At 36.1% G+C, this 13,376-nt stretch carries 9 protein-coding genes; 3 read left to right on the top strand and 6 right to left on the bottom strand.

Annotated elements, in window-relative coordinates; genetic code table 11:
• Nucleotides 1-18: 18 nt before the first annotated feature.
• A complete protein-coding gene (locus KYG33_RS21820) occupies nt 19-720 on the bottom strand; it encodes a CoA transferase subunit A (protein WP_047423619.1) in 702 nt (233 codons plus the stop codon).
• 371 nt (nt 721-1,091) lie between these two features.
• Between KYG33_RS21820 and KYG33_RS21815 the strand changes: the two genes are divergently transcribed.
• Complete coding sequence (locus KYG33_RS21815) at nt 1,092-2,621, top strand: membrane-binding protein (protein ID WP_219072411.1); 1,530 nt, start codon at nt 1,092-1,094, stop codon at nt 2,619-2,621.
• A gap of 200 nt (nt 2,622-2,821) precedes the next feature.
• Here KYG33_RS21815 and KYG33_RS21810 read toward each other — a convergent pair whose 3' ends face one another.
• A complete protein-coding gene (locus KYG33_RS21810) occupies nt 2,822-5,560 on the bottom strand; it encodes a fibronectin type III domain-containing protein (protein ID WP_219072410.1) in 2,739 nt (912 codons plus the stop codon).
• Between the two features lie 293 nt (nt 5,561-5,853).
• Between KYG33_RS21810 and rplS the strand changes: the two genes are divergently transcribed.
• The gene (gene rplS, locus KYG33_RS21805; RefSeq protein ID WP_047376947.1) at nt 5,854-6,210 is read left to right on the top strand and encodes a 50S ribosomal protein L19; all 357 of its coding nucleotides are present in this window, start codon (nt 5,854-5,856) and stop codon (nt 6,208-6,210) included.
• Between the two features lie 200 nt (nt 6,211-6,410).
• Here the strand turns inward: rplS and KYG33_RS21800 are convergent, their stop codons facing one another.
• Nucleotides 6,411-7,193 (bottom strand): AraC family transcriptional regulator, encoded by a 783-nt coding sequence (locus KYG33_RS21800; protein WP_219072409.1) that lies wholly within the window; start codon nt 7,191-7,193, stop codon nt 6,411-6,413.
• Nucleotides 7,194-7,268: 75 nt separating this feature from the next.
• On the opposite strand from KYG33_RS21800, the gene KYG33_RS21795 reads away from it, so the two are divergent.
• Nucleotides 7,269-8,411, top strand: coding sequence for an MFS transporter (locus KYG33_RS21795; RefSeq protein ID WP_219072408.1), 1,143 nt, complete (start codon nt 7,269-7,271; stop codon nt 8,409-8,411).
• A 136-nt stretch (nt 8,412-8,547) separates the two neighbouring features.
• Here KYG33_RS21795 and KYG33_RS21790 read toward each other — a convergent pair whose 3' ends face one another.
• From KYG33_RS21790 to KYG33_RS21780, 3 genes are all read right to left on the bottom strand, one after another.
• On the bottom strand, nt 8,548-9,540 hold the full coding sequence (locus KYG33_RS21790; protein ID WP_180565490.1) for an alpha/beta fold hydrolase: 993 nt from the start codon (nt 9,538-9,540) through the stop codon (nt 8,548-8,550).
• An 80-nt stretch (nt 9,541-9,620) separates the two neighbouring features.
• Nucleotides 9,621-10,607 (bottom strand): EamA family transporter, encoded by a 987-nt coding sequence (locus KYG33_RS21785; protein WP_219072407.1) that lies wholly within the window; start codon nt 10,605-10,607, stop codon nt 9,621-9,623.
• Between the two features lie 125 nt (nt 10,608-10,732).
• Nucleotides 10,733-13,360 (bottom strand): T9SS-dependent M36 family metallopeptidase, encoded by a 2,628-nt coding sequence (locus KYG33_RS21780; RefSeq protein ID WP_232539081.1) that lies wholly within the window; start codon nt 13,358-13,360, stop codon nt 10,733-10,735.
• Between the last annotated feature and the right edge of the window lie 16 nt (nt 13,361-13,376).

The following is a 13,376-nucleotide window of genomic DNA, read 5'->3' as shown; positions in this document are numbered from 1 at the left end:
TTATTTTATTATTCGAGCTTATTCTTTAGTTCTTACTGTTCTCTGCTCAATTCTTTTTTCAAATTTTTCTCCCTGGAAAATTCTTTGAATCATGATTCCCGGAATATGAATTTCGTTGGGATCCAATTGTCCCGGTTCTACCAGTTCTTCTACTTCAGCAATCGTGATCTTCGCAGCTCCTGCCATAGGATGATTGAAATTTCTTGCAGATCCTTTGAAGATAAGGTTTCCGGCGTGGTCTCCTTTCCATGCTTTTACGATAGAATAGTCTGCTTCGTAAGCATGCTCCAGGATGTGAGGTTTCCCTTTGAATTCTTTTACTTCTTTTCCTTCTGCTACTTCAGTTCCGTATCCTGCAGGGGTATAAAAAGCAGGAATTCCCGCCTGGGCAGCTCTGCATTTTTCAGCTAAGGTCCCTTGTGGAGTAAGTTCTACATCCAGCTCACCTGAAAGCATCTGTCTTTCAAATTCAGCATTTTCTCCTACATAAGAAGAGATCATTTTCTTGATCTGTCTTTTGTGAAGCAGTAATCCTAATCCGAAATCATCTACTCCTGCATTGTTTGAAATACAAGTCAGATCTTTCACATCACTTTCTACCAAAGCATTGATTGAGTTTTCCGGGATACCGCAAAGTCCGAATCCGCCAAGCATCAGTGTCATTCCATCCTGAATTCCTTCGATGGCCTCCTTTGCATTTTTTACTCTTTTATCTATCATGAAATATTAGATTTTTCTGTTGGCTAAATTTAATAAATTTTCCGGTATATCCGATGAACCAAAATGATCCTGAATAGAATCCTTTTTTTCGATATTTAAAACTATAAAAATCAAACTTTTATCAAAACAAATGAACAAGTCTGTTCGTTTTTGTGGTATTTTTCGTCAATTTGATTTATATTTGAGGCTTCAAATCCAGAGATACAGTGTATTCTTATTTCGGATATCATTGACTTAAACACAATTTTAAATATAAAAATTATTTTACGGCAGACCATTATTGCCCTTTTACTTCTTCTGATCTCTTCAGAGAATATTTCAACATTATACCATCACATTAATCATATACAAAATCAAACCTTAAATAAAACATGAAAAAATTATTTACCTCAGCATTACTTGCCCTGGTACTCAGCATCAATATGTATGCACAAGAAAAAACATATTTTGATGAAAACTGGGAAAAAACCACTCAGGATAAAATGGAATATTACCGTGAAACGACTCCTAAAGGCAAACTCACCCTTATCAAAGATTTTTATAAGGACGGAAAACTTCAAATGGAAGGACTTGCTTCTGATGCAACTCCCAACAGTGAAGTTTTTGACGGAAAAGTAGTCTGGTACACTCCTGAAGGAAAGATCATGAGTACCGTAACTTATTCTAACGGAAAGCAGGTGGGAGATTCTCAGTCTTATGATGATAAAGGCCGGATTACAGAAGATATGGTCTACAAAGCTGACGGTAACTTTACTGGAAAAATGGTGTCATACAAGGATCCTGAAAATGAATCTTTTTATAACACGATAACCAATTATGAAAATTCTCTGCCCATAAAGACCATTATTTATGATGATGATATTAAAGGAATCAGATATGAAACCACTTCTGACAAAGACGGTAATTATGAGACTAAATATTACGGTGAGAAAGGGAAACTTATTGGTACATCTCCTTCGGGTTCAGGAGAGGGACTGCAGGTAGATTATTATCCGAATCCAATGAGGATTTCGAAAATCGAAAAAACTAAAAGTGACGGCAGTATAAAGGAAAGTATCATCTATGCTAAAAATGGACAGCTGCTTCAGGAACAGAAGAGAAACAAAAAAGACGGTTATAAAACCACTTATGATGAATCCGGTAAAAAAATAGGCCACCTTATTTATCAGTACGATAAAGAGAATGATATTTACCAGCCGACAGAGGGTGAAGATTATCAGCTTAATTATGATTATGCACTGATATCTTCTATTGATGTATATAAAAACGGCTCAATCATCACCAGTAAATATTTTGACGAAGAAGGAAAATTATCATCTGAGAAAATTTTAAAAGACGATGTTACCCAGGAGATTAAATATTATTCTCCGGATGGAAAACTGAAATCTACCTTAACCTATAAAGATGAAATGCCTTATAATGGTACAGCCTATGAAGGATTTACCGAAACTCAATATAAGGAAGGCGTTTTAGTGAATACTAAAATATATACTGAAGAGAAAAAGCTGAAATCTGAGAAGAAATTAAATTCTAAACAAACAGCTTACGACGCCACTATCTATGATAATAAAGGTATTCTCTTATACACTTACAGCCAGCCTTTGAGTGAAGACGGAGATAATGATTACTTTTTCACAGCACAAATTGTACAGTATGTAAAAGGGAAACCCGCCAATAAATCTTCTGTAAAAGCAGGTATCTTACAAAGCGGAAAAATAAAGTTCAACACCTTAAACGGAGTTAAAGAACTTGAACGCAATGGAAAATGGGTACTCTTAAAACTTTACAGTACGGATGGAAGGCTTCTTCAGGAAACCAAAATACTGGCTGATATTCCGGACGAATATGCTTCTACCGAAAATCCGGCGGCATTAAGCGAAGATGATCTATATTTAGACTAATCACTGCATAAACATATGAAAGGCGGTTTCAATTTTTGGAATCGCCTTTTTATTTAAACGCAGATGACACAGATTTTCACAAATGTTTGTGGTAAACATTTCTGCAAATTGTTCAGATTGAGCAGGCGTTATGTTTAAACAATAAAAAAGAGACCGCTATTTCAGCAGTCTCTAAATTATAATTGGGTTTCGTTTACCTATTACTGAATAATCAGCTTTAAAGTAAATAGTTTTCTTCCGTGTACTTTAACGAAGTAAACGCCCGTCGGAAGATTCTCATTCACCAAAGAGAAACGTTGGTTATTGATATTTTTTGACACATACAGTAATTCTCCAGAAGCTGAGACCAATTCAATTTTTTCAATTGGGTAATCACTTTTGATGAAAGTAGGCTGTCCCGGTTTGGTTGGGTTTGGATACAACACTACATTTTTCTCTGTACTTCTTGTTTCTTCCGTTCCTAATGTTGGTGAGGTTACCTGAAACTGTACCCTGTTTGAAACTTCTGTATAAGAATCATTGGTAAACATGACCATATAATAGTTTCCTGGTGTGGCAGGCACTGCTGTTCCCTGAATAGTTTTTGTCCCCTGAGTTACACCGTCAAAATATGTATAAGAAACAAAATTATCATCCGGTGTCTGAACACTTTGAGGGTAGATTCCTAACCAGTCTTTGATAATTCCCGGGGAATCTGTCCATGAAGCGGTAATGTTTTCTCCTAAAGTATATACCGGTTTATTGATCCAAAGATCTGTAACGATATCTCCTACTTTAAAGAATACCTTCTCCCCGATTCCGTTATATCCGTCTTCCAGCAGATACTGAGCGTAGTAGTATCCTTTCGGAAGCCCTGTAAAATTCAATGTTCCTGATGCAGTCGTTACATAGCTCCATTTGATAGAAGCTGTAGTTCCCGGAGTCTGTCCCATTTTATAAATTCCAATCCAGTCTTTCTGTAAATTAGGCCCGTCTGTAAAATTAAGAACAACCGTTCCTCCTACGGGATACGTATCAGAAGTTGTCTGCAGCTGAACTTTCGGACCTACATAGAATTCTTTTCTTGGAGTGATTTCTGTATACCCTCCGTTAGCAAAAAATCCTGCAAAATACTGACCTTTATTTGCCATACCATTATTAAACGTAACCGTTCCTGCTACCTGTCCATTAGTATAACTGTACACTTGTGAAGTAGTACTGGCCGGCGTTTGCCCTTTTTTATAAATTCCTACCCAATCCTGCTGATTTCCGGGACCTCCTGTGAAAGTAGCGGTAATGGCTTCATTTTGGGCATATTCTGTTTTATTTAAAGTAAATGTAGGATTTGAAACTACACTTCCCGTGATTTCAAACTGTTTCACATCACTCCAGTCACTCCATTCCAGGTTTCTGTCTCTGTAACGGGTTTTCACGTAATAAATTCCGTTTGGAATAGAGTTCGAAGCCAGTGTTGCTTTTGTAATGTCTACTCCATCATTCAGATTTTTGGTTTTATCAGGAGTTCCGTTTCCGTCTTTTCCGAACCAGTTTTCAAAATCACGGTAAAATTCTTTTTCAATCACAGAAAAATTGGATGTCTTACTGATCAGAAACTGTGTCGTGTTCAACAGTTCATTATTTGAAGAAGAAAATGCACTTCCATTCAATGTCAAAGGTAAAGTAGTAGTACCCGTAAAAGTGTTTGTAATGGATGGTTTTGCCGGTTTAGGTTGATTTTTATACCTATAGAAAGAATCTACCAGTACATTATTTTTCTTGTTGTATACTCCTCCGATAGAATAACATTCAATATCCACTTTTCCTGTCGGAATATCTACTTCTACGATCTGATACGTCCAGTCTGTCAAGGTTTTCTGAACATCATCAAAATCTTTTTCATTAGACATTCCCCAATACTGATCCCAAGCAGTTCCTCCGGAAATAATCTGATAATTCGGTGTATTTTTCAGCTGACCTCTGTGATATAAATGGTGGTGAGCACCAACGTGCATTAAATATTTATCCGAAGTTACCAGAAGCGGTACTGCATTTTCTCTTACCCATGTAGAGATATCTCCTACATACTGCTCAGCCTGATAAGGTCTGTGGCTCAAAGAAATGATCCAGTCTACTGTAGTATCATTATTAGCTGCTGTTAAGATCTGCTGAAGCCATGTCTGCTGTGCAGAACCCGTATGTTCTGAGCTTAAACTTACGAATAACACGTTCCCAGCCTGCTGAGCATAATAATTTTCATTACCTGAGCTTATCCCTTTATAACTAATTTCATCAATATAAAAATGGGCATAGTAAGAATTCATTCCCATCGTTCCATAGGTTTCATGATTTCCTACTGTTGTCTGGATAGGGAGATAAGGTGATAATTTGATGTTCTTTTTAAAGTGAACATTCTCATAATGGTCCAATGTTCCTACATCCACCTGATCACCCACCATAAAAGTAAGGGCAATATTATCTGACGGATCTGAAGCAGCTCCGAATTTTTCCTTTAATTTTTTATACGCATTCAAAGTAAGCGTATCATATCTTGGCTCTGCTTTGATCTGGTTGTCCCCCATAATAAGGAAACGGATCTTTCCATTGGCAGTTACGGCCTGTCCCGGCAAAGGAAGTGTTCTGAAATTATAAACGGCAGATTCACTGGTTCCCGTTTTTATCTTATAATAATATTTAGTGTTCGGCTGCAAATTGGTAACCTTTGCTGTGTGATAATAATAGTTGTTATTATATCCGGTATCTGAGAAGATATTGGTTGTCCCTGTTACCGTCACGTTCAAATTCGTTGGAGAATTCCCGTAGATTACAGTTGTTTCATTATTGGAAGCTGTTTTCCAATTGACGATCATAGAATTCGGGGTTGGGTTTTGTAAATATGGAAACAAAACCTGTCCGAAAGCCATCTGGACCGCGAAACAAAAAAAGAAGAAATAATGTTTCATAATAGCTTTAGTTTTAAAATAACATATAGTTTTAAGTTGTGAATCAGGAATTTAAAAAATCGCTGTTCGGATTTTTTACTTCGGGCAAAAGTAGGTTTCCCATATAAACTCTGTCTGATGGTATTTTAAAGAAACCATTAATTTTTCAGCAAAACCTGAATGAAAAAATTATAGTTTTTAGTACATTAATTATTTGGCATATTTGAAAACTATTTTGTACATTTGCAACCTGTTATTCAACCTCTGACGAAGAACGTGTAAGTTGCTTAGCTTTAACATTTTATTTATTAATAATGGATTTATTAAAGTACGTACAAGACAAGTACATTGCGAAAAAAGAATTCCCTGAATTCAAAGCAGGTGATACAATTACTGTGTATTACGAAATTAAAGAAGGACAAAAGACAAGAACTCAGTTCTTCAAAGGAACAGTTATCCAATTAAGAGGTACTGGTTCTACAAAAACTTTCACTATCAGAAAAATGAGTGGTGATGTAGGTGTAGAAAGAGTATTCCCTATTAACCTGCCTGCGCTTCAAAAAATTGAGCTTGATAGAAAAGGTAGAGTTAGAAGAGCTAGAATTTACTACTTCAGAGACCTTAGAGGTAAGAAAGCAAGAATCAAAGACGCTGCTTACAAGAAGAAATAATTCAGACAACAATACATACAAAAAGAGGCTGTTTATCCGTAAACAGTCTCTTTTCTTGTTTAAAACATTCTTTATTTTCTATTTGAAGTTCCTTTTTGTTTCTAAATTATCAATATCATTCAACGATGTACACCCTGTCAAGGTTTAAAACCTTGACAGGGTGTAGAACTATCCGAACTATTTATTACCTACAAAAAATATTACTCATGTTTTATGAGATATTGCAAAGGTGTGGTTCCCGTCTGTTTTTTGAAAAAATCTATAAAAGCACTGTCTGATGAAAAGTCTAAAATATGAGACACTTCTCCTATTGAATTACCTTCTACCAAAAGTTCAATCGATCGCTGCAACCGCCACTGCTGCCTCCATTCCTGGTAAGACAACCCTGTTTCTTTTTTAAAAATACGGCTGATTGTTTTCTCAACTGCCCCAGCCTTTTCGGCAAGGTCTTTCAACATCGGCGGCATAGCATAGCGCAGAGTCCACTCTTCTGAAAATTTCTTTAAACGTCTGTCTTGCGGTATTTTAAGTTCCAGCTTTTCCTCCGGAGCTCTGCTTATTTCATCCCAAAATACATTCAGCAGACTGACCTGATCATTTCTGAGATCTGACCATTCCCAAAAGCAGATCCTTTCTATAATTTCTTTTAATAATGGATTTACATGCAGAACTTTAAGGCTGGAGTTCATATATTTTTCTGCATAGCATTTATCAAAATAGACTGATCTGTAAGCTACAATATTTCTAAAATTTACCCTATGCCTCTCATTGGCAGGAATCCAAAGCATTCTGAATGGAGGAAGAACGAACTGCCTGTCAGAAGTAGTGACTGTCATACAGCCAGAAGGTGCATATAGCAGCTGAGCTTTCGTTGTATGAAAATGAAAGCCGGAATCATGCATCACCATATCAGAAGCTATTCCAATGACTTTTTCCCGAATAGAATCCGCATCAAACTCTTCATTTTGTTCCAATACAGCCATGTCTTATTTTTGATATTTTTTGTTTTTATATCATTATAAATATACATTGAAATTTTGGAAACTTTGCAGAAAAAAATGAAAAAGACAAATCCTATCTGGCTGCTGACTGTACTTGTAATGCTTCCTCAGTTTGTAGAAACCATTTATAGCCCGGTTTTGCCAATGATTCAGGAACAGTTCGGAGTGAAAGAAGAATCTGTTGCCCTTACGATTAGCTTATATTTTATAGCATTTGCTCTGGGAGTTGCATTTTGGGGAATTCAATGTGACAGAATCGGAAGGAAAAAATCCCTTGAATATGGGCTTATCACCTATGGCATTGGAACACTGACAGCTGTTTTTGCGCCTAATTTCATGATTCTCCTTAGTGCCAGGATTATTTCTGCATTTGGAATCTCCGTCGGCTCTATTGTAACCCAAACGATTTTAAGAGATACTTATGATCAAAAAAACATCAGCAAAGTATTTTCCTGGATCGGGATTGGTTTATCCATAAGTCCTGTAATAGGAATGATTACCGGATCAGTATTGGCTTCTTCTGTTGGACATCAGGGAATTTTTATAACCTTATGCCTGCTTGCAGGGCTGTTTTTCATTCTTTCCCGGAAGAAAATTTCAGAAACCCACCATTCAGTAAAAGAAATCAACATGGGTATTTTAACTGATTTATTAAAGAGGATGCTTTGTGACCGAGCAATCATAAAGTGCTGCTTACTGATTATGAGTTTTAATGTCTTGCTGTTTTCTTACTACTCACTGGCTCCGTTTATCTTTAAAGAATATCATTATTCCTCTTATGTTTTCGGATACAGTAGTGTTATATTGGCTGGTGGAACATTTGCCGGAGCAAAACTTAACAGATTCCTGTTATTGAGGAATCTACAACCTAAACATTTAGTTAAAGCAGGTACATTTACTGCATTTATCGCCTCTATTTTTGTATGGATTCTGGCAAGTAAAGGGATATACTTTTTAATTCCATATTTCTTCATTGTGATGGCATTCAGCACTGTAATTCCTAATATTCTGAGTACTGCACTCATCAATTATAAAAACGAAACCGGAAGTGCCGGAGCTTTGCTGGGACTTATTTATTATATCCTGATAGGTTTAGGCCTTATAAGCATTGGTTTTATACAGAATTTAGGAATTTCCTGTATCTTGTTTTCGGGAATTGGTGTGTGTGCTTTACTACTCATTAATCACAGGGAGCAATAAATTTGAAACATTAAGTTTAATAAAGAGTCAGAATGGTTAAATTTCATTAAAGATAAAATAGTAAATAAAATAACTTAATATTCTAATCACTTATCCAACTTAATGTTTCAAATATTTTATAGTTATTAAGCTTATTCTATTGTATAAAATGATATAGAGCTTCAAAAAATTGAGGATATACTTCTATATGAGGAAGATGTCCTACATTGTCAAGCTCAACAAGCTTTGAACCGGCAATTTCGTGTTGAGTTTTCTTTCCTAGCTCCTGATATTGCCCCATTTTCGGTTGAAGTTCCTTGGGAGCTCTATCTTTCCCGATTGCAGTCCTATCTCTTGTTCCGATAATAAGGAGTGTAGGAACTTTTATATTTTTAAATTCATAACATACGGGCTGGTTGTAAATCATATCTGAGGTGAGTGCTGCATCCCAGGCTACCTGAGGATAATCTTTATGAAGCGTCCACCCTGCAATTAAGTCAAGCCATGGTTGATATTCTTCTTTCCATTTGTTATCATAATAGAATTTCAGCTGATAACTTTTATAGGTTTCCGATGTATTTTTAAGTTCAGATTGATACGCCTGATCAATGGTCTGATAAGTAGCAAAAGTTTTATAATCTTCAAGTCCGATCGGGTTTTCAAGAATCAGTTTCTGTACTTTCCCTGGATATAGTAATGTAAATCTGGTCGCTACCATTCCTCCCATTGAATGTCCCAGAACGATTGCTTTATCAATCTTTAGTTCATCAAGAATTCCTTTCGTATTTTCTGCCAGCTGTGAAAAAGAAAACTGGTAATCATGGGGTTTTGAAGACTTTCCAAATCCTATCTGATCAGGAATCACCACTCTGAATCCTTTAGCAGAAAGATCTTTCGCTGTCCTCTCCCAATAAGCCCCATTGAAGTTTTTCCCATGGAGAAGCATTATTGTTTTTCCATTAGGCTTTTGTGGTTTTACATCCATGTAAGCCATTTTCAACTCTTCGCCCTGCGACTTGAAATTAAAAAAATGAACTTCATAGGGATATTGATAATCAGACAGCATTGCATCCAGAGGTTTTACCTGTGAAAACATAAAACCTGAGACCGTCAATGTAAAAGCGGCCATTATATTTCTGAAATATTTCATGAAACTTTTATTTAAAGGATTAAAATTAAAAAAACCGCTCCAAAAGGAACGGTTTCAACTATTATTTTATTTAAATATTTTTAAGACAATTCTGCCATTGAAACTGCTTTTTCTTTCTTTGACGGTAAATTCATCAGAACAATAGCAAAAAGGATCAGGGTAATTCCTATCCATTGGATCAGAAATACTTTCTCACCCAGTAAAACAAAGGCCATCGTTACGGAAACCGGAAGTTCCAGTGAAGAAACAATACTTCCCAGTCCCAATCCTGCATTCGGAAATCCTACATTGAATAAAATCGGTGGGATAATGGTTCCAAAAAGAGCCAACACAAATCCATATGTCAGGAATATTGAATAATTGAATGAGTGAATATGCTCTGTATTTTCTATAAAATTTAAGTATAATGATTTTAAACCATCAAAATACATAGGCCCAATCTGAGCAAAGAATAAAAATGCAAAAACCACTACAGAACCACCAGCCAACATGATAATACTTTTTCTGAAAACCGGAAGATGGGTAGCCAGTGTATTGGATGTGAACATCGTCAAGGTATATGAAGCGGCTGCCATTAATCCCCAGAAAACCCCATGCCAGTCTAGCTCTATCTCCATATTAATAAGATTAGTTGCCAAAACTGTTCCCAGCAATACAATAACTACAGAAACTACTTTCCTCGCGTTAGGCAGTTTTTTTGTAATGATACTTTCCACCACTACACTGAACCATACCGACTGCATCAACAATACAATAGCAATTGAAACATTGATATACTGTACAGCAATATAATAGAATAAGCTTGTTCCTCCTAAAGAAGTTCCGGCAAGCAGTAGCATTCTGACTTCTTTAGAATTTGGCAGCGATAACTTCTGTTTTGAGGTTAGAGTCTGAATAAGATTGAGGATCAAAAGTCCTGTCAAACCTAATACAAACTGGGAAGTCGTTACTTCCGAAGTGGTGAAACCATCATGGTATGCCATTTTCACAAAAGTGGCCAACATACCGTATATACTAGCTCCAATCCCTACAAATAAAACACCTTTTAGTATATTTTTCTTCTTCATAATTTTTTTAACAGCCTGCAAAGGTACAACATATAAATTAAACCTATCTGAAGTGTTATAATGATAGATAAACAAAATCGCCGCAAGCAAGCTTGCGGCGATTTTGAAATTAATTAATAAGTAAATTATTTTTTAACCATTACTTTTGAAGCTGCTTCAAAACCAAGTCCTTTGATTTTAACCATATAAGTTCCGTTTACCAGATTGCTTGTAGAAATTGCTTTCTTAGCATCCGGTGAAATTTTATCTTCAGAAGAAACCAATTTACCTGACATATCATAAAGTTCTACACTTACTTTTCCAAGAGTATTGCTTGGGAAGTTGATATAAAACTCGTCTTTAGCAGGATTTGGATAGATAGAAATATTCTTATTCTTATCACCATTCACTTCATTAGTAGCCAATAAACATGTCTCTGGTACATTGAAGTCCTGAACCTGATCATTAATATTATTTTTTACTCCTGCTGATGCATTCACTCCTAAACCTCTTCTTGCAAAAACGCCCCAGATCATGCATTTGTCAACACCTCCAGTTGTTGCCAACTCAGCAGCTAATATTGCATTTCTTCCATCAATAAAGCTAGGGTTACATGTCTGAAGCTTCAGAGCATCTGTTACCAGCTGTAATACTTTTGTACTTCCGTTAGGCGTTGTAGATAATACATCTGAAGAATAACCATATTTTTCAACATATTTCCAGTGAAGATCCCATAGCATAGTAGCCCAGACGAAACCAATAGAGTGTACATCGGGAACGATTGCTGATCCATTATTGTATTCCATTCCATTTGTATCTCCATATGTAAATCCGTTAACAGCAAGACTTGTTGAATATTTTGCAGGTCTGATACCAGCACCTGTTATCGCCTGACCTAATGCATAAGTACCTGTACCTCTTGCTACAGTAGCATTATCTCCAGCTTTATTAGTCAGCATTAAAGCGAAGAAATCAGACCATCCTTCTCCCATCTGTTCTCTACTCACTCCTGCATTCAGACAGTTATATCCTGTACCTGTCATTCTGTTGGATATTCCGTGACCATATTCATGAGTTACGATTCCATTATCAAAGCTTCCATCAGGAGTCATATTTCCTTTTAGGGTAACATTTACAGTTGTACTTGCTGCCATCTGAGTTTTGATATATTCTCCTTCTGCATTGGTAATAAGTACTGAAGGAATTGTAATTGTTGGATCATTCCCTGCCATATTACCTATAGTAGCTCCATTCGCTGCGTTATTATATACAATAGCCGCTTTAGCTCCGGCATCCTGAAGGTTTTTCACTTTAATAGCAAAAGAACATGTTCCTCTCTCAACCAGTCCTATTTTATTAGTCAATGAACTTACAGGCAAAGCTGTACAACCATCCAAAACTGATGAAAGAGCTACATCTCCTGTTATTCCGCTCATAGGTAATGGAGCACCAAACTGTGCAGTTCCAGCTCCCGGTGTACGGGAAACGGCTGCAGTAGGTGCATTATAGTAGAATACCCTTCCAACTGGAGACCAAAGGTACATCTGCATTTTACCATTATAACCATCCTGCCCTGAAGAGAAATTCGCATTATTTAATCCGCTGCCATCCTGCGCCTCTGCATATACAGAATCATCATCTCCTCCTACAGGTCCATTACCAAAATTGTTCTGCTGGAAGTTTCTGGCAGATTCTGTAAATCCAAATTTGTAGAAAACATCATGAATTCTATTATTCAGATAAAATAAATTCGTAATAGCAGCATTCCTGTTGCTTAACGGAGTTTCATTGATATTAAAAGGGAAATCAAAATTTCTTGTGGCCCCACCATCTGCCGGAGCTCCTGTAAGATAATCAGGCGCTGTTAAAGCTGTTCCTGCAGCATCTTCATAAGCAAAAACATTATTTCCTCTTGTGACAGTATAATGATTAGTACCATCAGAATGCCATCCTTCAGGAGAAGCACTTAATATCCAAGGATTAGTAATGATTGATCTTGAACCAAAAGTAGGTGCTTCAATAGGCAATGGAAATACATTATATGATGCATTATCCGGTAAAAGTAACGGAATGTTATTCTGTGCTACATTATTTTGAGGCCCCATTAGGGTATTTTCAAAATGATCAGCATGGCTATAATCAGCATCTGAGCTGTAAGCATCATGATTGAAATTACAAGATAAAGTCAGGTTATTTTTTAACAGAATATTCCCATTGTTGGCATCTACTAAAATATTCCAGAAATTTGGAGACTTTGGTTCTGTTAAGGTATATTCATAAGCCAAACGCAGGTTTCCACTCTCGTCGTTGGTATATACAAGTCTTTGATTGGCTGATGTTGCTTTTTTCTGAGTCTTTTCAAGATATTCAAGAATTGTAAAATTTGCAATATCAGGGTTTTTCAGGTCTTCAGCAATTTTTTGAAGAGCTGTATTTTTATTAATAACAGCCGTGCCCGATGTAGATGCAGTATAGTCTTTTACAAAATTATCTGTATAATAAACAATTTTACTGTCTTTAATCAATGCTGTACCTACAGAGCTGTAAATGGGTAAACCATTATATGTCTGTAGAAATTTAACAACATTACCATTCAATGATTTTGACGGATCTACATTATCAACAATGATATTATTAAGATCAGATTTTTTATATTCTCTTATTTTATTTTGAGAAATATAATCTTTAATCAGTTTTTCATTATCCTGTCCAAACAATACTGTTGGAAATGCAGAAAATACCGCAAATAAAAGAGGTAGAGCTTTATTTTTCATATCCATTATTAAAGCC

The sequence above is a fragment of the Chryseobacterium sp. D764 genome (assembly GCF_019317325.1).
Lineage (GTDB): Bacteria > Bacteroidota > Bacteroidia > Flavobacteriales > Weeksellaceae > Chryseobacterium.
Note: the sequence above shows the minus strand (reverse complement) of the source record. Positions and strands in the feature narration are given on the sequence as shown.